This window comes from Flavobacterium tructae, assembly GCF_001853485.1.
GTDB lineage: Bacteria > Bacteroidota > Bacteroidia > Flavobacteriales > Flavobacteriaceae > Flavobacterium > Flavobacterium tructae.
The window spans coordinates 172,126-196,926 of the sequence record NZ_MIKE01000023.1; the positions used below are offsets into that span (position 1 = coordinate 172,126).

The 24,801-nt window shown below is 34.8% G+C and carries 26 protein-coding genes; 14 read left to right on the forward strand and 12 right to left on the reverse strand.

Going from position 1 to position 24,801, the window contains the following annotated elements; all coding sequences use genetic code 11:
- The first annotated feature begins 74 nt into the window (after positions 1-74).
- The 3 genes from BHE19_RS11670 (at position 75) to BHE19_RS11680 (ending at position 3,610) form a co-directional block, all read left to right on the forward strand.
- Positions 75-440 carry a four helix bundle protein gene (locus BHE19_RS11670; RefSeq protein ID WP_070907268.1) on the forward strand — a complete coding sequence of 122 codons (366 nt, stop codon included), beginning with the start codon at positions 75-77 and terminating at the stop codon, positions 438-440.
- Between the two features lie 41 nt (positions 441-481).
- A complete protein-coding gene (locus tag BHE19_RS11675; RefSeq protein WP_017496105.1) occupies positions 482-2,287 on the forward strand; it encodes an acyl-CoA dehydrogenase family protein in 1,806 nt (601 codons plus the stop codon).
- A 228-nt stretch (positions 2,288-2,515) separates the two neighbouring features.
- Positions 2,516-3,610, forward strand: coding sequence for a glycoside hydrolase family 18 protein (locus BHE19_RS11680; protein ID WP_070907269.1), 1,095 nt, complete (start codon positions 2,516-2,518; stop codon positions 3,608-3,610).
- A 74-nt stretch (positions 3,611-3,684) separates the two neighbouring features.
- Here the strand turns inward: BHE19_RS11680 and BHE19_RS11685 are convergent, their stop codons facing one another.
- The 3 genes from BHE19_RS11685 to BHE19_RS11695 form a co-directional block, all read right to left on the reverse strand.
- Entirely contained in the window at positions 3,685-4,173 is a 489-nt protein-coding gene (locus BHE19_RS11685) for a hypothetical protein (protein ID WP_070907270.1), read from the reverse strand.
- A 73-nt stretch (positions 4,174-4,246) separates the two neighbouring features.
- On the reverse strand, positions 4,247-4,765 hold the full coding sequence (locus tag BHE19_RS11690; RefSeq protein ID WP_017496108.1) for a DUF4251 domain-containing protein: 519 nt from the start codon (positions 4,763-4,765) through the stop codon (positions 4,247-4,249).
- 33 nt (positions 4,766-4,798) lie between these two features.
- A complete protein-coding gene (locus BHE19_RS11695; protein ID WP_026109947.1) occupies positions 4,799-5,236 on the reverse strand; it encodes an META domain-containing protein in 438 nt (145 codons plus the stop codon).
- 209 nt (positions 5,237-5,445) lie between these two features.
- Between BHE19_RS11695 and BHE19_RS11700 the strand changes: the two genes are divergently transcribed.
- Both BHE19_RS11700 and BHE19_RS11705 read left to right on the forward strand, forming a co-directional pair.
- Positions 5,446-5,973 (forward strand): superoxide dismutase family protein, encoded by a 528-nt coding sequence (locus BHE19_RS11700; RefSeq protein WP_070907271.1) that lies wholly within the window; start codon positions 5,446-5,448, stop codon positions 5,971-5,973.
- A 116-nt stretch (positions 5,974-6,089) separates the two neighbouring features.
- Entirely contained in the window at positions 6,090-7,292 is a 1,203-nt protein-coding gene (locus BHE19_RS11705; protein ID WP_070907272.1) for an LETM1-related biofilm-associated protein, read from the forward strand.
- Positions 7,293-7,328: 36 nt separating this feature from the next.
- On the opposite strand, the gene can is transcribed toward BHE19_RS11705, so the two are convergent.
- The 4 genes from can to BHE19_RS11725 all read right to left on the reverse strand — a co-directional run bounded on the left by can (position 7,329) and on the right by BHE19_RS11725 (position 10,712).
- The gene (gene can / locus BHE19_RS11710; protein ID WP_017496112.1) at positions 7,329-7,964 is read right to left on the reverse strand and encodes a carbonate dehydratase; all 636 of its coding nucleotides are present in this window, start codon (positions 7,962-7,964) and stop codon (positions 7,329-7,331) included.
- 117 nt (positions 7,965-8,081) lie between these two features.
- The gene (locus BHE19_RS11715) at positions 8,082-9,734 is read right to left on the reverse strand and encodes a SulP family inorganic anion transporter (protein ID WP_070907273.1); all 1,653 of its coding nucleotides are present in this window, start codon (positions 9,732-9,734) and stop codon (positions 8,082-8,084) included.
- An 80-nt stretch (positions 9,735-9,814) separates the two neighbouring features.
- On the reverse strand, positions 9,815-10,099 hold the full coding sequence (locus tag BHE19_RS11720; RefSeq protein WP_070907274.1) for a hypothetical protein: 285 nt from the start codon (positions 10,097-10,099) through the stop codon (positions 9,815-9,817).
- A gap of 133 nt (positions 10,100-10,232) precedes the next feature.
- Complete coding sequence (locus BHE19_RS11725) at positions 10,233-10,712, reverse strand: Dps family protein (protein WP_070907275.1); 480 nt, start codon at positions 10,710-10,712, stop codon at positions 10,233-10,235.
- A gap of 107 nt (positions 10,713-10,819) precedes the next feature.
- On the opposite strand from BHE19_RS11725, the gene BHE19_RS11730 reads away from it, so the two are divergent.
- A complete protein-coding gene (locus BHE19_RS11730) occupies positions 10,820-11,764 on the forward strand; it encodes a LysR substrate-binding domain-containing protein (RefSeq protein WP_070907276.1) in 945 nt (314 codons plus the stop codon).
- Positions 11,765-11,798: 34 nt separating this feature from the next.
- Here the strand turns inward: BHE19_RS11730 and BHE19_RS22955 are convergent, their stop codons facing one another.
- Positions 11,799-11,996: a hypothetical protein gene (locus tag BHE19_RS22955; protein WP_017496117.1), complete on the reverse strand. Its 198-nt coding sequence runs from the start codon at positions 11,994-11,996 to the stop codon at positions 11,799-11,801.
- Between the two features lie 166 nt (positions 11,997-12,162).
- Complete coding sequence (gene mnmD / locus BHE19_RS11740) at positions 12,163-12,828, reverse strand: tRNA (5-methylaminomethyl-2-thiouridine)(34)-methyltransferase MnmD (RefSeq protein WP_070907277.1); 666 nt, start codon at positions 12,826-12,828, stop codon at positions 12,163-12,165.
- A gap of 318 nt (positions 12,829-13,146) precedes the next feature.
- On the opposite strand from mnmD, the gene BHE19_RS11745 reads away from it, so the two are divergent.
- Positions 13,147-14,217, forward strand: a complete 1,071-nt coding sequence (locus BHE19_RS11745) for a branched-chain amino acid aminotransferase (RefSeq protein WP_070907278.1) — start codon at positions 13,147-13,149, stop codon at positions 14,215-14,217.
- Positions 14,218-14,279: 62 nt separating this feature from the next.
- Here BHE19_RS11745 and BHE19_RS11750 read toward each other — a convergent pair whose 3' ends face one another.
- The gene (locus BHE19_RS11750) at positions 14,280-14,660 is read right to left on the reverse strand and encodes a pyrophosphohydrolase domain-containing protein (RefSeq protein WP_017496120.1); all 381 of its coding nucleotides are present in this window, start codon (positions 14,658-14,660) and stop codon (positions 14,280-14,282) included.
- Positions 14,661-15,090: 430 nt separating this feature from the next.
- On the opposite strand from BHE19_RS11750, the gene BHE19_RS11760 reads away from it, so the two are divergent.
- From BHE19_RS11760 to BHE19_RS11775, 4 genes are all read left to right on the forward strand, one after another.
- Positions 15,091-16,224: an SRPBCC family protein gene (locus BHE19_RS11760; protein WP_026109949.1), complete on the forward strand. Its 1,134-nt coding sequence runs from the start codon at positions 15,091-15,093 to the stop codon at positions 16,222-16,224.
- A 61-nt stretch (positions 16,225-16,285) separates the two neighbouring features.
- Entirely contained in the window at positions 16,286-16,828 is a 543-nt protein-coding gene (locus tag BHE19_RS11765) for an RNA polymerase sigma factor (RefSeq protein WP_017496123.1), read from the forward strand.
- A 33-nt stretch (positions 16,829-16,861) separates the two neighbouring features.
- Complete coding sequence (locus tag BHE19_RS11770; protein WP_017496124.1) at positions 16,862-17,275, forward strand: hypothetical protein; 414 nt, start codon at positions 16,862-16,864, stop codon at positions 17,273-17,275.
- A 17-nt stretch (positions 17,276-17,292) separates the two neighbouring features.
- Positions 17,293-17,751, forward strand: coding sequence for a hypothetical protein (locus tag BHE19_RS11775; protein WP_017496125.1), 459 nt, complete (start codon positions 17,293-17,295; stop codon positions 17,749-17,751).
- 65 nt (positions 17,752-17,816) lie between these two features.
- Here BHE19_RS11775 and BHE19_RS11780 read toward each other — a convergent pair whose 3' ends face one another.
- Entirely contained in the window at positions 17,817-18,878 is a 1,062-nt protein-coding gene (locus tag BHE19_RS11780; RefSeq protein ID WP_070907279.1) for a VPS10 domain-containing protein, read from the reverse strand.
- Positions 18,879-18,995: 117 nt separating this feature from the next.
- Between BHE19_RS11780 and BHE19_RS11785 the strand changes: the two genes are divergently transcribed.
- The 3 genes from BHE19_RS11785 to BHE19_RS11795 all read left to right on the forward strand — a co-directional run bounded on the left by BHE19_RS11785 (position 18,996) and on the right by BHE19_RS11795 (position 23,678).
- Complete coding sequence (locus BHE19_RS11785; RefSeq protein ID WP_070907280.1) at positions 18,996-20,207, forward strand: hypothetical protein; 1,212 nt, start codon at positions 18,996-18,998, stop codon at positions 20,205-20,207.
- A 133-nt stretch (positions 20,208-20,340) separates the two neighbouring features.
- On the forward strand, positions 20,341-22,314 hold the full coding sequence (locus tag BHE19_RS11790; protein ID WP_017496128.1) for a KUP/HAK/KT family potassium transporter: 1,974 nt from the start codon (positions 20,341-20,343) through the stop codon (positions 22,312-22,314).
- A 143-nt stretch (positions 22,315-22,457) separates the two neighbouring features.
- The gene (locus tag BHE19_RS11795; RefSeq protein ID WP_070907281.1) at positions 22,458-23,678 is read left to right on the forward strand and encodes an RsmB/NOP family class I SAM-dependent RNA methyltransferase; all 1,221 of its coding nucleotides are present in this window, start codon (positions 22,458-22,460) and stop codon (positions 23,676-23,678) included.
- Positions 23,679-23,759: 81 nt separating this feature from the next.
- Here the strand turns inward: BHE19_RS11795 and BHE19_RS11800 are convergent, their stop codons facing one another.
- Positions 23,760-24,800 (reverse strand): AMP-binding protein, encoded by a 1,041-nt coding sequence (locus BHE19_RS11800; protein WP_070907282.1) that lies wholly within the window; start codon positions 24,798-24,800, stop codon positions 23,760-23,762.
- Position 24,801: the final 1 nt, after the last annotated feature.

Genomic DNA, 24,801 nt, shown 5'->3' on the forward strand with positions numbered 1-24,801 from the left:
TCTGTGAATAAGCTTCTTTAAAAGTAGTAAAAAACTTACTTTTTAATTTTTCTTCTTATCTTGCCTCAAAAAACATGAGACACAATTTTAAGAATTTGAAAATTTGGATTTTAGCTATAGAAATTACAAATGATATCTATAAACTAACCGCCACTTTTCCAAAATCAGAAACGTATAGTTTGACAAGTCAAATGAACAGATGTTCTGTTTCAATACCTTCTAATATTGCCGAAGGTTCAAACAGAGGAAATAAACACTTTCAGCATTATCTGAATATTAGTTTAGGGTCATCATTTGAGTTACAAACACAATTGTTGATAGCTTGTCAAAATGACTATTTAACAAAAGAAAAAACAGAAAAATTAGAAAATAAAATAATTGAATTTCAAAAGATGACCACAGGCTTCATCAACAAGTTAGACAACAATCTTCCTTCTTGACTCTTGCATCTTAATTTAAAAACATACAAAAAACAAAAGCAATGGCAGATACTATCGAAAAAAACGTGACTCGTGGTGGTCAGTTTTTAGTTAAAGAAACAAAATGCGAAGATATCTTCACACCGGAAGATTTTTCGGAAGAGCAATTAATGATGCGTGACTCTGTAAAAGAGTTCGTAGACAAAGAATTATGGGCGCATAAAGATCGTTTCGAGAAGAAAGATTACGCTTATACAGAATCTTCTATGCGTAAAGCAGGTGAACTGGGACTTCTTGGAGTTGCTGTTCCGGAAGAATATGGTGGATTAGGAATGGGATTTGTTTCTACAATGTTGGTTTGTGACTACATTTCAGGAGCAACGGGTTCTTTCTCTACAGCTTTCGGTGCACATACCGGAATTGGAACTATGCCAATTACGCTTTATGGTACTGAAGAACAAAAGAAAAAATACGTTCCTAAATTGGCTTCAGGTGAATGGTTTGGAGCTTATTGCTTAACAGAGCCGGGAGCAGGATCTGATGCTAACTCAGGAAAAACGAAAGCAGTTTTATCTGAAGATGGAAAATACTACTCGATCACAGGACAAAAAATGTGGATTTCGAATGCAGGTTTCTGCAGCGTTTTCATCGTTTTTGCCCGTATTGGAGATGATAAAAACATTACTGGTTTCATCGTAGAAAATGATCCGTCAAACGGAATTTCTATGAATGAAGAAGAGCATAAATTAGGAATCCGTGCTTCTTCTACACGTCAGGTTTTCTTCAACGATACAAAAGTTCCTGTTGAAAACATGTTGTCTGAAAGAGGAAACGGTTTCAAAATTGCGATGAACGCTTTAAACGTAGGTCGTATTAAATTAGCTGCTGCTTGTTTAGATGCTCAACGTAGAGTTACTACTGGAGCTGTAAAATATGCTAACGAAAGAATTCAGTTTAATACTCCGATTTCAAGCTTCGGTGCTATCCGTTCTAAACTGGCTGAAATGGCAACTAATGCCTACGCAGGAGAAAGTGCTTCTTACCGTGCTGCAAAAGACATCGAAGACAGAATCGCTGCCCGTGAAGCAGAAGGAACTTCTCATCAGGAAGCTGAATTGAAAGGTGTTGAAGAATATGCTATCGAGTGTTCTATACTAAAAGTAGCTGTCTCTGAAGACGTTCAAAGCTGTTCAGATGAAGGAATTCAGATTTTTGGCGGAATGGGATTCTCTGAAGACACTCCAATGGAAAGCGCCTGGAGAGATGCTCGTATCGCACGTATCTACGAAGGAACAAATGAAATTAACAGAATGCTTTCAGTGGGTATGTTGATCAAAAAGGCTATGAAAGGTCATGTTGATTTATTAGGGCCAGCTATGAAAGTTCAGGAAGAATTAATGGGAATTCCATCTTTTGATACTCCTGATTTCTCTGAATTATTTGCGGAAGAAAAAGGAATCATCGCTAACCTGAAAAAAGTTTTCTTAATGGTTGCCGGAAGCGCTGTTCAAAAATACGGACCGGATTTAGATTCTCACCAACAATTATTGATGGCAGCTTCTAACATCTTAATCGAGATCTACATGGCTGAAAGTACTATTTTAAGAACTGAAAAATTAGCCAAAAAAGAAGGAGAAGCTAAAGTACAAGAGCAAATTGCAATGGCAAAATTATACTTATACAAAGCAGTAGATATCGTTAACCTAAATGGTAAAGAAGGAATCATTTCTTTTGCAGAAGGTGACGAACAACGTATGATGTTAATGGGACTTAAACGTTTCACAAAATACACAAACAATCCAAATGTAGTAGCCTTAAGAGAGGTTATTACTTCTAAATTAGTTGCAGAAAACGAATACTGCTTCTAATACAAAAATAGTTTTTAGCTTTTAATTTGTTTAAACCCGCACTAATCCGAAACAGTGCGGGTTTATTTATTTATTTTTTTGACTAAATCGAAGGAAGGAGCTTTCGCAATATTTTTGCAACGATTTGCAAAATATTCGTTAAAATTAACTCTTAGACCCCTATAGAATAGTTAAATATTGGCGGTATTACTTTATATTTAGCATTCTAAAAACTTTAAAAAACATAAAATGAAACAAATTAACCTGTTTGCCCTGATTCTATTGTGCAACTTTACCACAAGTACATTTGGGCAAAAAAGCAAAAAAATGGACATCATAGCCTATTATACAGGTGATGACAAGCTAATTAACGAATACGAAGTAAGTAAACTAAACCAAATCATTTTTAGTTTTTGCCATTTAAAAGAAGGGAAACTAAGTGTTGATTCTGCAAAAGATTCTACCACGATTAAACATTTGGTTTCATTAAAAGCATCCAATCCACAATTAAAAATTATTCTTTCACTTGGTGGCTGGGGAGGTTGCGAGCCTTGTTCTGCTGCATTTTCAACAGCCGAAGGAAGACTTACTTTTGCCAAATCAGTAAAAGAAGTAAGCCATTATTTTAAAGTAGACGGTTTAGATTTAGATTGGGAATATCCGGCAATTGAGGGACTGCCAGGACATTTGTTTCAGCCGGCTGACAAGCCAAATTTCACCGAACTAATCAAAATTTTACGTTCAACTTTAGGTAAAAAATACGAATTGAGCTTTGCTGCCGGAGGTTTTCAAAAAGCCTTAGACGAATCGATTGACTGGAAAAAAGTAATGCCTCTAGTAAACCGTGTAAACATTATGAGTTATGATTTAGTGAACGGATACTCAAAAGTTACCGGACACCATACGCCTTTATACAGCACTAATCCAAAAGAAGAATCTACAGACAGAGCGGTTGAATATTTATTGAAACTGGGAATTCCTGCTGAAAAACTAGTTATAGGAGGTGCTTTCTATACCAGAACCTGGAAAAATGTAGAAAACATCAACAATGGTTTGTATCAGTCAGGTGAGCATGTTCAGGGAGTTTCTTTTAAAGATTATAGCACTTTTTATACAGAAGCCAATGGATGGAAATACTTTTGGGATGAAAAAGCCAAAGCACCTCACTGGTACAATGAAAAAGAAAAAACATTTGCCACAGGAGACAATCTGGCGTCTATAAAAGCAAAAGCAGAATATGCGAAAGCTAAAAACTTAGGCGGAATTATGTTTTGGGAATTGCCTCTGGATGCCACACGTAACGGAATGGTCAATACAATTTACGACGTTAAAATCGCTAAATAAAAAACTTTAGATCATAAAAAAACGGCAGCTGTTCAAAAAATAGCTGCCGTTTTGCTTATCGTAAAAATTTAAAACTAAATTTTAACTTTACTCTTATCCAGTTCGCCTATAAAAGGAATTGTCTCCAGAATTTCTGCTCTGATTATCGTCTGCAAATACACTTCTAACTGAATGAACTTCGCAGCATTAATGGCACCTATCACTTTTTTGGCCTGCGTATAGGTTTTAGAATATAACTTTTCATATCCAATATGGTTTCTTAAAGTTCCCTTTGCCAGCTCATCGGCTTTTTCATCGGTAAGCGTTGCATAATTCACCGCATAATCATTAATCAATTGAAATTTAGTTTGCCCGAGACCCTTGCGATCCGCTTCATAACTATCATACACTTTTGCAAATGCTGCAGCCTGGCTATCGGATAAATTCATATACTCTTTTACGAGATCCCCTTTTGATTTTCCGTAAATACTTTGCACAACATCCACATCTTCTTTAAATGATGATTGAGCGTAAGAAGAAAATGAAGCAATGGCCACGATAAGAATAAGGCTTATTTTTTTCATAGTTCTGATTTTAAATTTGTTTTATCAATTCATCCGTTATAAAAAAATACTTCTAGATTCTAAAAAAGAAAGACTACTTATTCTCCACCGCTTTTGGCGCTCTAATTACGCCATCATAAGAAATGGACGCCCTATTGTTACTGTTGACTGAAAGCGTCGTACTTCCGTTATTGAAAATAGTGAAAAGCAAATTATATACATCATCTTTTCCCCTAACGGTAGTTCTTAAAATGTAACTTTTCTTTTTCTTTTCGACTTTAATATCTTCCGGTGCTCCTTCAAATTTTATTCCGCCGTCTCCCCCATACGCAACGTTGAATGCACGCCCAAAAAAAGGCAGATCACAAATAATTTTATCGCTGCTAAATCTTAAAAAATAAATATTATAATCCAGAATAATGAGCCTTCCTCCTTGCGGATTTAATTTCTGCGCTTCAAAATCGAACTTTTTAGAATCAATCAATGCTTCTGTTTCTTTCTGTTGCTGTAAATCTCTTTCTGCCCTTAGCTCCTTCTTCGTCTTATCCTGTGCAAAAACTGAAACATTCAAAAAACAGCACAGTAACAATAAAATGGATAATTTAGTCTTCATAAAGTGCAAATTTTAGATTAGAAAAGAAGAGTACTATTTTCTGGTAAATCGCATCAATGCAATGTCTCCTGAGATAAAATGAAGCGTTTTCCCTTCATCTGTAATATCATAGGATGTAATTTTAGGCAAAGTACCCATAAAAAGACGTTCCCCTTCCTGTGCTTGCGGACACATCTTTTTGGTTACAGCCATTGGGCCTGTCAGATCGATTTTATGACCAGTTACCACAAGTGCTCCGTTGAAAGAATTACATCCGTTATTTCCGGATACTCTTTTTTCAATTTGATTAAAATTAATAGTTGGCTTATTATTGGGATACAAAGCATCAAAATCAACACTTGAACCGGAGATATAATTAAGTTCCCAATTTCCTTCAAGTTTAGAAGCATCGCCCCCTTTTGCTCCTTTAGAGCAATTACAGGAAGTTAAAACAATTCCTAAAAAAACGAAAGATAAAATACTCTTGATCATAATATTTAAGATTAAGTTAAAAAATAAAACCCTTGATTTTCAAGTAAATAAACTCATAATTACACGAATTTACGTAATATTTTTGGGTTCATCAGCTAAAGTTGCTTTAAATTCCGATCAATAGTTTTAGTTTTTTTTAACGATCGGTACCAATCCATGTCAGTATTTTATGTTAATTTTACTTAAACTATAATAAAAAAGACTCTTCTATGAAAAAAATAATCGTTTCCTTCGCCATAATTACAGCTTTAATCATTGGCTGTAAAACCAGTACAAAATCAAATGATGCCAAAACCTTAAGGGTAGCTTTAGAGCCAAAAAGCAAAAGTACAGTAGCAGGAACAGCCACTTTTACCGAGAGAAAAGGAAAAGTAACTTTTGCTGCAAAAATAACGGGTTTACAGCCGGGAGTACATGCAATTCACATTCATGAAAAGGCAGATTGTAGTGCTGCAGACGGAAGTTCGGCCGGAGGACACTGGAATCCAACTTTTAAAAAACACGGAAAATGGGGTGTTGCCGAGTACCACAAAGGAGATATCGGAAACTTTACCGCTGATGCAAATGGTAACGGGACTATAACACTAACTACTGATGAATGGTGCATTGGCTGCGGAGATGAAAGCAAAGATATTCTGGGAAAAGGATTAATTGTTCATCAGGGATCTGATGATTTCACAACACAGCCTACAGGAAATGCGGGCGGAAGAGTTGCCTGTGCCGGAATCATTAAATAAAAAACATAAAACAGTAATAACCACTACATTTTCACAAAATCTAGTGGTTATTTCATTTTAAATTTACACTAAAACAAGAAAAAGATATAGCTTTGCAGCTATAAATTATAAAGTTAATGATTAACCCATCGGCACCAGGCTGGATAGATAAGTTTTTTAGCGAACAAAAGTTTTCAGAAGCTATTCCTTTTGAGACTGCTGAGTCGTTTTACCATAAAGTCAGAGAAACCGGTTTTATTTACGGTCACATCATCGCTATAGATTCTCAGATTCCAATCCCTATAAAAGGCTGGTTCAAAACCGAAATCTCCAAAGTAGCTTTATTGAATACTTTGTATGGTGTTTTTTGTTTGGAAAAAAGAAGCTCAGAGCCTAATAATTTTATTTCTGAAGTTCTAAAATTCTATAAGGAAATGAGCCCGGAAGGTTTTAATATATTTAAAATTCTGCTTCCAAAGGACACTCCTTCTCTTTCTTTAGAAAACATTATAGATCAGCGTGTTCAGACAAATGATAGCATAATCAGTAAAAACTTTTCGCATTTAGTAACCAATGCGCTTTTGTTTATTGATGTTCTGGCTTTCAGACAATATTTAGAACATGGGACAATTCCTGAAAAATACTTAAAACGAATCGAAGAAACCGTTATGGGCATTGTGGCTCTGGCTTTAAAAACCAAGACCATAAAATCTCAGCACGACGATTTACTGATTAAACTTTTTGAAGCTTCCATCCGATACTCAAAATTTTCAAAAGTTACCGTTGATACTTTAGAAACTTTACAATTGGACTATTACAACCATAAACTGGAACATTACTATTTCATTGATATGGCCGGAATGGCTTTGTGGAGCGATGGTGTTGTCGAAAATGAAGAGGCCTACTTTTTGTACTCTTTAGGATCAATGATGGGAATTTCTGATGATTTTGTAACTAAAAGCATTGAAACGACCAACACGTTTATCACTACTCACAAAAAGAAGATCCCTTATTTTAATTACTCCAATCCTGTAAAACATTTTTACGACCAAATGACCCATAGTGTGGTAAAACTGATTGTAAGAAACAAAAACAGATTAGTGAAGGAAATCATTCAAAGTAAGGAGTTAATGGTTCTGCTGGCTTATTCTACCACCAGAGATCTGGATGCTAAAGAAAAGAAAAAGGTAAAAAAACAACTTTTAGACATCTGTAAAACTATTCCGTCGCTCACCATATTTTTACTGCCCGGAGGAAGTTTATTACTACCGATTCTTATCAAATTTATTCCAACTTTACTCCCGTCTGCTTTTAATGAAAATCTGGACGAAAACGAATAAAAAAAATCGCCCTTTTGGGGCGATTTCTTTTTTATATTATAGATCTAACTGATAAACTTCATCAAGCTCCTCATTTGAGGCAATATTCACATTTAAATCGGTTACAAAACCGGAATTTAAACCGTAAACCCATCCGTGAAGCATCAAATCTTGTCCGTTTTTCCAGGCTCCCTGAACGATAGATGTTTTAGCTAAATTGTAAACCTGCTCTTTTGCATTGATTTCAACAAAAGCATTGAAACGTTCTGTTTCATCTTCAATTGAATTCAGGTACTTATCGTGTAGACGGTATTCATCTTTAATGTGACGAATCCAGTTGTCGATAATTCCAACAGACTGATTCCCCATAGCAGCTTTAACACCACCACAGCCGTAATGTCCGCAAACAATAACATGTTTTACTTTCAATACATTTACCGCATAATCTAAAACACTCAACATATTCATATCAGAGTGTACTACCATATTAGCAATATTACGGTGTACAAAAACTTCACCCGGTTTAGCTCCAATAATTTCATTTGCCGGAACACGACTGTCTGAACAGCCAATCCACAATAATGGCGGTGTTTGTCCTTTTGCAAGATCTGCAAAATAATTAGGATCTAATGCTAATGATTTTTCGACCCACTGTCTGTTATTTTCAAGTAACTGCTTATAAAACTCTCTCATTTTTTTGTTTTTTGTATGGTAATCCCGTTTGCTTAAATCTACTAAAAAAAAACTTCTCGTAAAGTTATCTAATTTTAATACTTCTCACAATCAAGAAATACCTTAATTAATTATAATTTATTTAAAATTCTCTTTTACCTTTTCTTTTTGAACTAAAGTTCTTTTCGCAACATCATAATAATGCTCTATCGATACATGATTATTAATGTCCGGTGAATTCTCAAGTTCATATGCTTTCTTGAATCCTTTAAGCTTTACTTTAATATTTTCGTCAATTGCTCGTGTCTCTTTAAACTCACGGATCAAATCTAAAACATCATGCGCAATATACTCTGTATCTGCAGCATTGATAATTACTTTAGAGTTTTCCGGAATTTCACTTAAAGTAGACTTAATCGCAGCCTTATTCAAGAATGAAACTTCCTGTGCTAAATCGATATGGATGACATCACCATCTTCGTATTCTTCTTTTTTGAAACTGTACGCTCTTTTCAGATTTCCTCTCAATACAAAAATAATACTGATCACAATTCCTAAAGCAACTCCTTTAAGTAAATCTGTTGCTACAACAAATACCAAAGTGGCAATAAACGGTACAAACTGATATTTTCCTTTTTCCCAAAAATGTTTGAAAGTGGCAGGTTTCGCCAGCTTATATCCTACTAAAATTAAAACGGTTGCCAAAGTTGCCAATGGTATTTTATTTAATAATGCCGGAATTGATAAAACACTAATTAGCAAAAGTACACCATGAATAATGGCCGACATTTTTGATTTTGCTCCTGCATTATTATTGGCAGATGATCTTACTACAACAGATGTCATCGGCAAACCACCTAAAAGTGAACTTACTACATTACCAATTCCCTGCGCTCTAAGCTCAACATTGGTATCGGTATAACGTTTTTGAACATCCATTCTGTCAGACGCCTCTATACACAACAACGTCTCAATAGAGGCAACTATCGCGATTGTAATCGCCACCACCCAAACTTGCGGGTTGGTAACCGCAGCAAAATTTGGCAAAATTATGATTGATTTAAACTCATCAAAAGATTTTGGAACCGGCAAAGAAACCAAATGCTCATTTGCAATTGCCAGTGAACTTCCTGTTGAAGTAAAAAACTCGTTTAAAATTATTCCGGTAATAACTGCAACAAGTGCTCCCGGAATTAATTTCATTCTTTTTAAGAAGGGAACTTTCTCCCATGAAATTAAAATCACTAAAGAAACAAGTGAAACCACAACCGCTCCTAAATGTATGTGATTTAAAACATCGAATAGAAAAGAAAAAGAGTTGCTTCCGTCATTTTGAATAAATGCCTGATCTCCTTCAAAATCGGCATCGTAACCAAAAGCATGTGGTAATTGTTTCAGAATAATAATAATTCCGATACCCGCCAACATCCCTTCAATAACGTTGGTAGGAAAATAATTGGAGATACTTCCGGCCTTTAGAAATCCTAATGCTAATTGAATTAATCCAGCAATAAAAACAGACATTAAAAACACATCGAATGCACCTAAATCTGTAATAGCGGTTAAAATGATGGCGGTCAGTCCTGCCGCCGGTCCGGAGACACTAATATGAGACTGGCTTAAGTAACCTACCACAATACCTCCAACAACACCTGCAATAATTCCCGAAAATAACGGTGCTCCGGAAGCCATTGCAATACCTAAACACAATGGAAGAGCCACCAAGAAAACCACTAAACCTGAAGCAAAATCAGATTTAAGGTTGGCAAAAAGATTGATTTTTTTTGTCATAGCACAATACTAAAAAAATTATTCATTAAAGACTTACTGCAATTATCAAAATGCAGTTCAATTCAAAATAATCGGAAGTATTATGCCAAGTTAGGAGGTGGAGCAAAAATGCTCGGAGAAATATTGTCTAATTTTACAATATTTTCAGACACAATGGTCTTTTTTTCAATATAAACTGGCATAACAACTTCATGTTGAAGTATTGCCGGATAAACAGCAGCCTTAAGTTCTTTATGTGAATGTTCCTCTTCAGAAAAACTGAAAAATATCGACGCATCGTTGCTTTTCTTCATTACCGTCACAATAGTTGGGGTAGATAAGAAGGCAATAAAGATGAATAATAATATGCGAGCGACTAATTTCATTGGAACAAAAATAGTGTTAAACAGCTAAAATCAAAGCGAGAGGCCAAAAAATTTAAACAAATTTAACAATCATAAAAAACAGAATGGTCAAACCCGACCATTCTGCTATAGTAATCAATTCAGAAACAACATATTAAAGTTCTTCTTCAAGCCATGCATTCATCATCCAAATTGTTTTTTCCTGCTCTGCAATGAAGTCACTCATCATCGAATTTGTTCCTTCATCATTAATTTCATCCGATTGTTTTAAAATTCCTCTTTCGATTTTCAATAAATCCGTTAAAGAATTTACAATTAAGTGAACCGCTTTTTCATCATTTGAAATATTTTTTCCGACAGCTAATTTGTTATTTTTAATGTAATCTTCAAAAGTATGTAAAGGAGTTCCGCCGATAGTTAAAACCCTTTCTGCAATCAAATCAATTTTCAACTGGGAATCTGTGTACAATTCTTCAAACTTTACATGCAAATCAAAAAAACGTTTCCCACGAATATTCCAATGCAACCCCCTTAAATTCTGGTAATATACCTGAAAATTTGACAACAGAACATTTAATTCTTTTACTAACAATTCTGACTCCTTTACCGGTAAACCTAAAATATTTGTTTTCATAGTTCTCATTTTATAATGTGATTACTACAAATTTAAAATAAGTTCTCCTAAAATAATATAAAAAAAAGTTATATTTTCTTATTTTTGCATCAAAAATTACTATCAAGATGACTATAACTCAATTGCAATATGTATTAGCTGTTGCCGAGCATAAAAATTTTACCCTTGCTGCCGAAAAATGTTTCGTTACCCAGCCTACACTGAGTATGCAGATTCAAAAAATCGAGGAAGAACTTAGTATTCAAATTTTTGACAGAAGCAAAAAACCCATTCAACTTACAGATATTGGTCAGAAAATCGTAAACCAGGCCAAGAATATTGTAAATGAAGCTGATCGTATTAAAGATATTGTAGAGCAGCAAAAAGGTTTTATTGGAGGAGAATTCCGTTTGGGAATTATTCCAACCATTATGCCAACACTTTTACCGATGTTTCTAAACAATTTCATTAAGAAATACCCAAAAGTAAAACTCTTAATTGAAGAGCTTAACACGGATGAAATTATCCTGAAGTTAAAAAATGGTCATTTGGATGCTGCTATTGCTGCAACTCCGCTTGAAGACGAAAAAATAAAAGAAATCGTCTTGTATTTTGAGCCTTTTGTGGCTTATATACCGGAACATCATGCCAGTTTTCAAAAAGAAGAAATTGAAGTTGCGGACTTAAACATTAATGAAATCCTGTTGCTTCAGGACGGGCACTGTTTTAGAGACGGAATTTTAAATTTGTGTAAAAATGCCAGCGACCTGGATCAGAATAATTTTCAGATACAAAGCGGAAGCTTCGAGACCCTGATAAAATTAGCCGACGAAGGTTTGGGTACAACGCTACTTCCGTACTTGCACACCTTAGACTTAAAAGATTCCGACAAACAAAAACTGCGTAACTTTAAGGAACCTAAACCCGCTCGTGAGGTAAGTTTGATTTACCCTAAGAGCGAATTAAAAATGCAGATCATTGATGCCCTAAGATCCACAATTGCGGGAGTTGTTAAAGGAGCAATTGTTTTTCAGAACGTTCAGATCATCAGTCCGCTACAACAAAAGAAATAAAAATAAAAAAGGAGCCAATTTGGCTCCTTTTCTTTTATACTTTAATTAGTAGTAGACTTTGCTTTAATTCTGGTTTTTCAATAATGAAATTTAATAACCATTCTTGTAATTGTTCCATTTCGTACGGTAACAGTGTTTTGATAGCTTTTTCTAATTCTTTGCAGAAAAGTATCGGGTCGAAACTCACTCTCTCAAGTATTGATTTCGTGTAATCAAACATCATTTTTGACATAATAAAATAAGATTTTTTGGGGTTATCTATATTTTTAAACTCGCAACAAATTTAAACAAATATCAATCACTAGTATTGATTTTAACTTATTATTTTAAAAACTTTAGCAGCGAATACGATTTCTTAATGCATATAAATCAATATAGAATCATTCTAAACAACTCATTTAAACCTTTTTAAAGGCTCTAAACATTTCTCTTTTTCCGGGAGGTCCTGCCAATTTTTCGACAGTAAATCCTACCTCAATCATACTTCTTTTAACAACTCCGCGAGCAGCATACGTTACCAAAACTCCATTGGGCTTTAAACTTTGGTACATTTTTCGAAAAATTTCGGTACTCCACAGCTCCGGCTGCACCCGATATCCGAAGGCATCAAAGTAAATCAAATCAAAAATTTCAAAATCATCAATTTCATCAAAAAATTGTTTCCTTTTGGTTAACCTGAAATCGGCACTGATAACCTCTTTCTGATTCCACTCGCACTCGTGCATTTTTTCGAAAACATCCTTATAATTGTCCGCCTCCAATTCAGCAACATAATTCATTTCAAGCACCTCTTTCGCATCAACCGGATAAGCTTCTACTCCAACATAATCAATTTGCTGCTGTTTTTGCATGGATTCCAAAAAAGTAATAAACGCATTCAACCCCGTTCCGAAACCTATTTCAAGAATACTTACCGGAGCAGCATCAAATAACGAAAGACCGTTTTTTATAAATACATGTTTGGCTTCCTGAATCGCTCCGTGTTTGGAATGGTAAGACTCATTCCATTCCTGCAAATGAATTGTAGTTGAGCCATCTAGCGTTTTAATTATTTCTCTTTTCACTTTATTTCGGAATTAGCAATCTTTCTCTATTGATATATCGGGCATTTTAAGTGCCAAATTTAGTCAAAACAAATGCGTAAAGCCTTAAAAAACGGTTCGTTTTTCATAAATTCTTTATAAAAATGTCTTAATTTTTTCACTTTATTATAAGATATATAAATCTCAGTTAAAGGGCATAAATAATGCAGTTTTACCAAGCAAATTATATATTTTTACTTAATTTTGCATTGAGAAAAATCTATCATTCACCAAATCATAGCTTTAGATTTTCTTTAATTATTAATGCTAATTACATAAAAAAAACTTTACATATTAATTATGAGTACAACTCAAACCAACAAAATTGAAATCAGAAAAGCAACTTCGTCAAAAATAAGCGGAGTAGACTTTCAAAATTTAAGCTTTGGTTCTGTTTTTACAGACCATTTATTCGAGTGTGATTTTAAAAATGGAGAATGGCAAAATCCTGTCATTAAGCCTTATGCTCCAATTTTAATGGATCCGTCTTCAAAAGTCTTCCACTACGGACAAGCCATTTTTGAAGGAATGAAAGCTTATAAAGATGACAATAATGATGTTTGGTTGTTCAGACCGGATGAAAACTTCAAACGTTTTAACAACTCAGCAGTTCGTATGGCTATGCCGGAAGTTCCTGAAGCTGTTTTTATGGACGGTTTGAATGAATTATTAAAAATTGATCAGGAATGGATTCAAAAAGGAAACGGAAGCAGTATGTACATCCGTCCTTTTATGATTGCAACCGGTGCCGGTGTTGTAGCAAATCCTTCTGACGAATATAAATTCATGATTTTACTTTCTCCTGCACAATCTTATTACGGAGGTGAAGTGAAAGTAATTATCGCTGAACATTACAGTAGAGCGGCAAACGGAGGAATTGGAGCTGCCAAAGCTGCCGGAAACTACGCTGCACAATTTTACCCAACCAATCTGGCCAACAAAGATGGTTTCCAACAGGTAATCTGGACAGATGATGCCACACACACTAAACTGGAAGAAGCGGGAACTATGAACGTTTTCTTCAGAATCAATGATACTTTATTAACCGCTCCAACAAGCGAAAGAATCTTAGACGGTATTACCAGAAAAAGTTTGATCGCTATCGCAGAAAAAGAAGGACTTAAAGTTGAAGTTCGTCCTGTTATTGTATCAGAATTGGTAGAAGCGGCTAAAAACGGATCTTTAAAAGAAATCTTCGGAGCAGGAACTGCTGCTGTAGTAAGTGTAATTAAAGGTTTCTCTTATCAGGATGTATATTACGAAATGGCACCTCTTGAGAATTCTTATGCTTCTTTATTAAAAGAAAAACTAACAAGTCTTCAAAACAAACTTTCTGAAGATACTTTTGGCTGGACTGTAAAAGTACAGTAAACAAAAGACACCTCTATATAAAACAAACCCGACAGGCTATAAAACCTGTCGGGTTTTTTATGCTAAAGCAATTTTGAAAAATCAGGCTTAAAGTAGTTTGGCCCTTTCATTACTTTTCCGTCTTCTCTGTAAATTGGCTTACCGTCCTCTCCTAATTTACTCATATTACTGCGTTGAATCTCATCAAAAACAGCTTCGATTTTGTCCTGCAAACCGTGTTCAATAATAGTTCCGCACAAAATATACATCATATCCCCCAAAGCATCAGCAATTTCAACTAAATCGTTATTCTGAACCGCCTCCAGATATTCTTCGTTTTCCTCTTTCATTAAATTATAACGAAGCAGTTTTTTTGTCTCTCCCAAATCAGCAATCGGTTCAAGGCTATGTCCTATTTTAAAAGCAGTATGAAACTCAGTCACCGCATCAAGTTGTTTCTTCATGATATTATTTTGATTAAATGAAATACCAAATTAGCAACAATTCGTATACAATTCTCTAAATTTGCCAAAAATTATTTTCAACTATGTTTAGTCAAGGACAATTAATATTCGGACTCTGTTTTTTTATTGCATTCGTAATCGTAATGATATTCGCTTATCGAAAAGATCTTGCCTTACACAAGGTTTTTTACAAAGGCAATTATAAAGTACTACTCGTATTTTTACTTTTTATTGCCATTTTATTTGTAATTAAATTTTTCTTCAAACGATAAGACCGAAAAGAAAGTTTTCGATTTCAAATAAAACCTTTTTGAGTACATTTTATTTGATTTTCTCTTCCGATAATGGTATAAAATGTACTTTTACCAAAGTGTTATTAGTGCGACTAGTAATAAATTTATAACTTTACGACTCCAAATAAACCACTACAATGAAGATTCTTAAATATTTATTCCTACTACTATTATTAAGCCTTGTTGCCCTTACCGTTTTTGTTGCCACACAAAAAGGAATCTTTTCTGTGGAAAGAAGCAAAGTGATCAATTCACCAAAAGCTACGGTATACAATTACCTTAATGATTTTAGAAATTATGAAGATTTTGAATCCTGGTCTGTTGAAGATCCTACGATGAAGATGACCTTTCCTAACAAAACAGTCGGAAACGGAGCTTCTTTTTATTGGACTGGATCTGAAGGAAATGGAAACGCAATTACTCTAAAAACAAAAGACGGAGAAAGCATACAGCAAAAAATGAAGTATGACGGAACCGAAGCCGATGTAAACTGGACTTTTAAAGATACGTTGGCCGGAAAAACAAAAGTAACCTGGAAAGCATCCGGAACGATGAGTTTTTTATTTAAAGTTTACGCTGCTCTAAACGGAGGCTCGGACAAAGTAATTGGAACTATCTACGAAAAAAGTCTTGCCAATATTGACAAAAACTTAGATTACGAAACAAAAACATACGCTATAAAAGTTAACGGACTAGTAAGAAAGACTGAAACTCCTTATATCAGACAAACCTTTACGAGTGAAATTGGAAAAGTTGGTAAAAATGCCAAAATCGTTATTCCGAAACTAATCGAATTCAGCAAAAATAATGGGTTAGCCACGAATGGAAAACCATTTATTATTTACCATACTTACGACATTACAACAGGACTGGCTAAAATTTCGATTTGCTTACCTACCAGCCGCGAAATCGTAACTACTTCCGGAAGCGATATTTCAGGAGGAAAACTAAACGGATTTGAAGCCGTAAAAACCACTTTAAAAGGTGATTATTCGCATCTTAACGAAGCTTTTAAAAAAACAACTACTTTTATCAACAACGAAAAAATCACACCTGATTTAAGCTGGTCACATCTTGAAATCCTGACCATGAGCAAACTGGATGTAAAAAGCCCGTCTAAATTAATGACTGAAATTTACTATCCAACAAAACCTAAAGTAGTTCCGGTCGCTAAAGTTCCTGTTTACAGACCAGCCACTACCGATCCGGCAGTAGCAAAACCTGTAGAAACACCTAAAAAGCCGGCAGAAGAAGAACAGTCAGAATTCTAAAATAATTTGGTTCATTAAACCTTTTGTTCAAAATTCATTCTAACACCATAAATAACGGAATTTGGCAGACGAGAAGGAATTTATTCAACAATTATTAAATCCTGCAACGCAAAATACCGCGTTTCAAAAGCTCGTATCTGATTATCAAAAACCGCTGTATTCCCATATTCGAAACATTGTATTAAATCATGATGATACAGATGATGTTTTACAGAATACTTTTGTAAAAGTCTTTCAGTATTTAAAAAACTTCAAGGGAGAAAGCAAGCTTTTTTCCTGGATGTATCGAATTGCAACCAACGAAGCTTTGACCTTTTTAAGTCAAAAAGCAAAACTGAACGGAATAACTTCCGAAGCACTACAAAATAAAGCCATCGACAATTTAAAAGCCGATGTTTATTTTGAAGGAGACGAAATTCAGATCAAACTTCAAAAAGCGATTGTAACCTTACCGGAAAAACAACAATTAGTTTTTAAAATGAAATATTTTGAAGAATTAAAATACGAAGAAATCGCTGAAATTCTGGGAACTTCAGTCGGCGCTCTGAAGGCATCCTATCATCACGCAGTAAAAAAAATTGAAATATATGTTACCTCAAATTAAACCTTTTGTAATAACAACTGTCTAATAGCTACTATGAAAACATTTAATTTAGAAAACGAACCGAAAATAAAAACCGGATTTAAAACTCCGGAGAATTATTTTGATACTTTTTCAACAAAGGTTTTACAGCAAATAAACGAAGAGAAAGAAGTAAAAGTAATACCGCTTTACAAGCGTAAAAAAGTACTTTCGATTGTGGCTGCCGCAGTTGTTTTTGCAGCTTTACTGATTCCTGTGATCAACCATTATAATACATCCAAAGATCTTGACGAAGACACTCTGGAAACCTACTTATCTTATCAGTCCAACTTAAATCAATACGATTTAATTCGTGAACTGGACACAAAAGACATTGATAAACTTGGTAAAAACGTTGCTCTTGAACAGGAAACTCTTGAAGACATCCTTGCCACCAACCCTAATATTGAAAATTTAATTTCAGAATAAAACTAAAATTTCAAAAGATGAAAATTAAAAATATACTTCCGATACTTCTATTCTTTATTACATTCTCCTTTTACGCACAGAATGACAAAACAGACGAAAAGCGGGAAAAGATTAAAGCTTACAAAGTTTCTTTTTTAACAACAGAATTGGAACTCACCTCCACAGAAGCCGAGAAATTCTGGCCCATTTACAATACATACGATGACAAACAATATGAATTGCGTCACGAAAAAATGAAAATGTATTTGCGTAAACTAGATGATGACAACATTAGTACCATGTCTGAAAAAGAAGCAGCTTCACTCCTGTCACAAATGGAAAGCGCAGACAAAGAATTATATACACTGAGAGACAAATACAACAGCAACTTAAAAAAGATCCTTTCTGCAAAGAAAATCTTAAAGCTTAAAAAATCAGAAGACGACTTTAACCGCAAACTATTAAAACAATATCGCGATAAAGCCGGAAAAAACTAGAATAGTTAAAAACAACAACAGCGAAAACCCCATATAATAACTTGCTTTATTATTTGGGGTTTTTATTATTTAAATCTAATTCTGATTACTTTATTATGGCCTGCTGCAATTGCAGTATTTCTATTCAAAAAACGAATGGTAAACAATTTTGTATCCGTCGATAATTGCGTCCAGTTCTCTCCTCCATTTTGCGAATACTGGATTCCTTCAGAACCTACACAAATAATTTCTTTACCATTTCCACCCGGAACGTATTGCACGCACGAAGCATATCCAAATCCCATACCCTGACCAATTAGCTGCCAGGTTTTTCCTCCGTCAGTAGTAAAAGCTTTATTGTCCTTTTTTTGTTCTGGAAATTCGTAATCACCACCAGCGATAAATCCGTGTTTTGAATCGTAAAAATCGGCTGTAAAAATACCGGTCATTGTTTTTCCCTGCACAATTGGTGTTTCAACTGCCTTCCAGGTTCTTCCTTTGTCCGGTGAATAAAAAACACGCGCCTTTTTTCCTCCCGAAACCAGCCAGGTATCATTTCCTTTTATTACTATATTTGAATTACTGGCTGCAAAAGCCGCTTCACCCTCTGCATTGGTTGGTAATTTATCCGATAAAATTTTGGTCCAGGTTTCACCCCCGTCACGTGTCACGATAATTGAAAAAGTATCTTCTGTAGGATCACCAATCGCAATTCCTTCTTTATCGTTCCAAAACTGCATACTATCGTAAAACACCTTCGAATTTACTTCTTTGTAAACTAATTTTACTTTCTGAGTTTTTTTAGACACCTGATAAAGCAATGCAGGATTTCCTACACTCAACAAAAAAATATTATTTGCATTCTGAGCAATACTTCTAAATTCCAAATTCAACGTATCGCGGTAAATATGATCTTCAAATTTTTCTTTTTTATCCAAATCATAAAACCCAAAACGGGAGTTATCAGCTCCATACCAAATTTTATTTTTATCGATTGAGATGGCTCTGATACTAATTTTATCCTGAAATAAAGTATCTATCTGAATTGATGTAAAACCCGTATTAAAAATCCCTTTACCATTATTATTCAAGGTTTTAAAAGACATTAACAAAATTAAAGCACCAAAAAAGAATATTACTTTTCTCATAAAATTAGTTTTTTAGCGCTAAAATACAATTATTTATAACACTTGAAATAAGTTTCGCTTTTTTTTCTGGCACAGTAATTGGATACCTCAAAATATTAATCATAATAAGATTTAAAAATGAAAACGAAACTACTTTTTATAGCCCTCCTGGCAATAGGTTTGAGTTCTGTACCGGTACAAAGCCAAACTACTGTTTACGCAAAAAGCTCAGACATAAGCGATAACTTAGATTTAAGAGCTGTTGCGTCTATTTTTGGAGAATCAGCTAATCTGCAAGATTTTGAGAGACGTTTGAACGACTCTAAATATCAAATTTCCAATCTTGATTTGAACGATGACAATCAGGTCGATTATTTACGTGTAATCGAATCTGTAGAAAACAGAACTCACGTTGTAATTATTCAGGCGGTTTTAGATCGTGATGTTTATCAGGACGTTGCCACCATTGATGTGGAAAGAGACAACTACAACAGAGTAAATGTACAGATCGTAGGGAACAGCTACTTGTATGGAGCCAACTACATTTACGAGCCTGTTTACAATGTAGCTCCGGTAATTTACACTTCATTTTGGGTAACCAATTACAGACCGTATTACTCTAGCTGGAGTTGGAATTACTATCCAAGATATTACTACGCCTGGAGACCTTACCCAATTTACAGATACAGAAACAACATTAATTTGTGTATTAATGTAAACAATAGCTACAACTATGTAAACACGAGAAGAAGTTACAGAGCTCCTGTTATCTATGAAACAAGACGCACGTACGGTTACGAAACCAGACGTCCTGATTATAGTTTTGCACAAAGAAATTCGAATGCTACTAACAGATATGATTTAGATCAAAGACGTGTTACCACCAGAGATTACGGAAGAAATCAAAATACATACACGACAAACAGATCCAATTCAGATAGAGTATCTACTACAGACAACAGAACCTCAACCAGAAATTATGGAGAGAACAGAACAACATCTGACAGAACTTATACTACAAACAGAACCTCTTCTAACAGCAGAGACAATTCAGGCATAAGCACAAATCCTGTAAGAGTTGAAAATACCGGCAGAAGAGATTACGGTCAAAACAATTCGAATGTTTCTAGACGAAATTCACAAAGCTATGGAACTACGGAAAGAGTTGCGACTCCTCAAAGAAATGAGTCTTCCAGAAGTTATTCAGAAAACAGAGGAAATTCAGAGAGACAGAGTTCGCAAAACACGCAACGTTACGAATCTCCAAGAGCAACTCAGGAATCCAGAGGCAGTGAACCACAAAGAGAGAGCGGTTCTAACGGAAGAAGTTACGGCGGTAGACGAATTTAATACCAAATTTCCAATCTTATATAAAATGAAAAGCACAATTTAACGATTGTGCTTTTTTTTATCTTTTTAGTTATAAGTGAGGTTAGTTTATTATAAAACGTTAAATTTGCAACCGTCTTTTATAAAAATATACATGAGCGCATCGCATAAAAACTTACATAGTAAGTTGTCTATAGGGGGTTTACTGATAACATTGGGAATTATTTATGGAGATATTGGTACTTCTCCATTGTATGTAATGAAAGCCATTCTTGGTGATTACGCCATTAATTCTGATATCGTTCTTGGTGGAATTTCATGCGTTTTCTGGACTTTGACTCTTCAGACTACAATAAAATATGTACTGATCACGTTAAGTGCCGACAATCATGGTGAGGGTGGAATTTTTGCCTTATATGCCCTGGTCAAAAAAACCAAAATCCAATGGCTTATTGTCCCCGCGATTATTGGAGGAAGTGCCTTATTAGCTGACGGGATTATTACCCCTCCAATTTCTATTTCTTCCGCTGTAGAGGGAATCCGGGCGTTTTATCCGACTATGCAAACGGAGACTATTGTTTATATTGTTATCGCAATTTTATTCATTCTTTTCACCATACAACAATTTGGAACCAAACTAGTTGGAAAGTTTTTTGCTCCAATGATGCTGATCTGGTTTGCTATGTTGGGAACTCTGGGAACAATTCAAATTCTAAAATTTCCTGAAGTAATTAAAGCGGTAAATCCGTATTATGCTTATCATTTATTATCCATTCACCCTGACGGTTTCTTTGTACTTGGTTTCGTGTTTTTATGTACGACAGGTGCCGAAGCTTTGTACTCTGACATGGGACATTGCGGAAGAAAAAACATCAGAATTAGCTGGGTATTCGTAAAAACTACTTTGGTTTTAAACTATTTCGGACAGGCTGCTTACTTAATCCATCATGAAGGAAGTACACTGCAACAACTAGGTGGAGAAAATGGAAATCCTTTTTATCTGATTATGCCACACTGGTTCCTTCCGTTCGGAATTGTGGTAGCTACTTTGGCAGCGGTAATCGCTTCTCAGGCACTTATCAGCGGATCATTTACTTTGATCAACGAGGCTATGCGACTGAACTTCTGGCCAAAAGTTAAAATTAAATACCCTACCGAAGTAAAAGGACAATTGTATATTCCATCGATCAACTGGTTATTGTTTTTTGGTTGCGTTGGAATTGTTTTACACTTTGAGAAATCAGGAAATATGGAGCATGCCTATGGTCTTGCCATTATTCTGTGTATGATCATGACGACCATTTTACTGAATTACTATCTCATCATGAAACGTGTAAAATTGTACCTGATGGTACCGTTAATCACTATCTATTTACTGATTGAGTTTAGTTTCCTGATTGCTAACATTACTAAATTTGCCGAAGGCGGTTACGTAACTTTAATTATTGCTATTGCTTTAATCTCTATCATGACGATATGGTACCTGGCTAAGAAAATCAACAAAAGCTACACCAAAATCATCAAAATTGATGACTATAAAAAGGTATTGATGGAACTAAGCGAAGACTTATCTATCCCAAAATACGCTACTCACCTGGTTTATATGACTAATGCTAATCGCGTTGATGAATTAGAAGAAAAAGTAATTTATTCTATTTTACAAAAGCGTCCAAAAAGAGCTGATATTTACTGGTTTGTACACGTAAACATTTTAACGGAACCGTACAAAACACAATACAAAGTTACCGAAATAGCTAAAGACGATATTTACAGAATCGATTTTAATTTAGGATTCAGAGAGCCTACAAAAATTAATTTAATGTTTAGAGAAGTAATTCGCGATATGGTAAAACGTGGCGAAGTAGACATCACCAGCCGTTACGAATCTTTAAACAAAAACAATATTATCGGAGACTTTAAATTTGTTTTATCAGAGAAATTCCTATCTAACGACAACGATCTAAGATGGCATGAAAACATTATCATGAGTTCTTATTTCTTCATTAAAAAACTGAGTTTATCTGAAGAAAGAGCTTTTGGTTTAGACAGTAGTTCCGTAAAAATTGAAAAATTCCCAATGGTGCTTCACGCTCCTGAAAATATTGGACTGACACGTATTACGAAATAAATCATTCCAAAATATAATTAACAAACACTCTTTTAAACTTTATTAGAGTGTTTTTTCTTTTAAAAAGAAGTTAAACGAACAATCAAAATTAAAAATTTAACTTTCAATCAATTAATAGTACCTTTGCAACTCAAATAATTAAAATGAGATTACACAGAAATTTAGTTTATACTACCATCGATTCTTTAAATGCTATTTTCAATGAAGGAGAATATGCAGACAAAGTGGTAGCCAGAGCCTTAAAAAAAGATAAACGTTGGGGAAGTTCCGACAGGAAGTTTGTTGCTGAAACGATATACGAAATTGTTCGCTGGAAGCGACTATATGCAGAAATTGCAGAAGTAAAAGAACCATACGACAGAGATAACTTATGGAGAATGTTTGCGGTTTGGGCAGTTTTGAGAGGATATCCTATTCCGGATTGGAGACAATTGGAAGGAACTCCTGAGAGAAAAATAAAAGGTCGTTTTGATGAGCTTTCTAAAATTAGAGCTTTAAAAGAATCTATTCCGGACTGGATGGATGAATTAGGAGTAAAAGAATTAGGAGAAAAAGTTTGGGCAAAAGAAATTGCTGCTCAAAATCAGCCGGCTAAAGTTATCTTAAGAACCAATACGCTTAAAGGCACCAAAGAAAACTTGAGAAACACGTTGATGGATTTAAATATTGAAACGGAATATTTAAAAGATCAGCCTGAAGCTTTAGTTTTAAAAGAAAGAGCCAACGTATTCTTAACGGATGCTTTTAAACAAGGACTTTTTGAAGTTCAGGATGCCAACTCGCAATTAGTAGCTGGTTTTCTGGATGTAAAACCTGGAATGCGTGTGGTAGATACCTGTGCAGGAGCGGGAGGAAAAACATTGCACATTGCTTCGTTAATGGAAAACAAAGGGCAGTTAATTGCAATGGATTTGTACGAAAGCAAACTGAAACAATTGAAATTAAGAGCCAAAAGAAATGGTGCTTTTAATATCGAATATCGCATAATTGACACTACAAAAGTGATCAAAAAATTACATGAAAAAGCAGACCGTGTTTTAATTGATGCACCTTGTAGTGGTTTGGGAGTTTTAAAAAGAAATCCTGACTCTAAATGGAAACTGCAACCAGAATTTATTGATAACATTCGAAAAGTACAGGCTGAAGTTCTGGAAAGCTATTCGAAAATTGTAAAACCGGGCGGTAAATTGGTCTATGCCACTTGCTCCGTTTTACCATCGGAAAATCAGGAACAGGTAGAGAAATTCTTAAAGACCGAAATCGGAAAGCAATTTACATTTATTAAAGATCGCAAAATACTAGCCTCAGAATCTGGATTTGATGGATTCTATATGGCTTTATTGGAAAGAAAAGCAACTAATTAATTTCTTTAAAATTCCAAAAGAATCAAATTCCAAATTCCAAACTGTACTGTTGGAATTTGGAATTTCTTTTTTGGAATTTTATTAAACTAAACTAGGCTTTCGCAACAGCTTCCCATTCTCATTTTCTTTAAACTTCGGAACAAAAACAATTTCCTTTGGTTTTTCATATTTGCCCAATACATCAAAAAAATCAGAAGCAAACTCTTGTTTTTCTCCTTCAATCACCAGAATTAGTTTTTCTCCTAAAGTAGTATCCGGAACTCCGGTTACAAAAAACCTGCTGTTTATCTTCCCTATCAGCTTACTTTCGATTTGTTCCGGAATTAACTTTACTCCTCCACTATTCACTACATTATCAATTCTTCCTAAAAATACAAACTGATTTTCATTAACCAGCTCCACCAGGTCATTTGTAACGATAGGTTCCTTAGAAACCGAAGCCAGATGAATTACCAAACAGTCACGATCATCCTTGTCGATTTTCACATTTGGAAGAATCGAGAATGCCTTTTCTCCTACTCTTTTGGCAGCGATATGTGTAATGGTTTCCGTCATCCCGTAGGTCTCGTAAATCTCGGTCTTTAGCGGAAGTAATTGCTCTTCAAGCGCACTATCGATCTTAGCCCCTCCAATGATAAGTTTCTTCACATTTTTCAATTCTTCAACAGAATTTTGAACCTGCAAAGGAACCATAGCAACAAAATCATATTTAGTTCTATTTAAAGCCAAAGGTGTTGTGCTTGGAGAAACAACATCAATATCCAACCCCAAAATCAGACTTCGAACCAACATCATTTTTCCGGCTATAAATTGTACAGGCAAACAAAGCAAGGCTTTATCACCGGGTTTTAATCCGAAAAAATCACCTGTTGCCAAAGCGGACTGAATCATCGCCTGTTTTTCGAGACGTACTAATTTCGGGAGTCCGGTCGTGCCGGAAGTTGTCATTTCAATAAATTCTTTTTTATCGAACCAATCCAGCAAAAACTCACCAATAGCTTTTTCGTATACATCTCCTTCTTTGATGTAACTGTAACCTATTCGGCATAAATCTTTCCCATTTAAATGATAACCATTTAACTTAAAGTAATTATGGACATTTTTATGTGTTAATTTTGACATG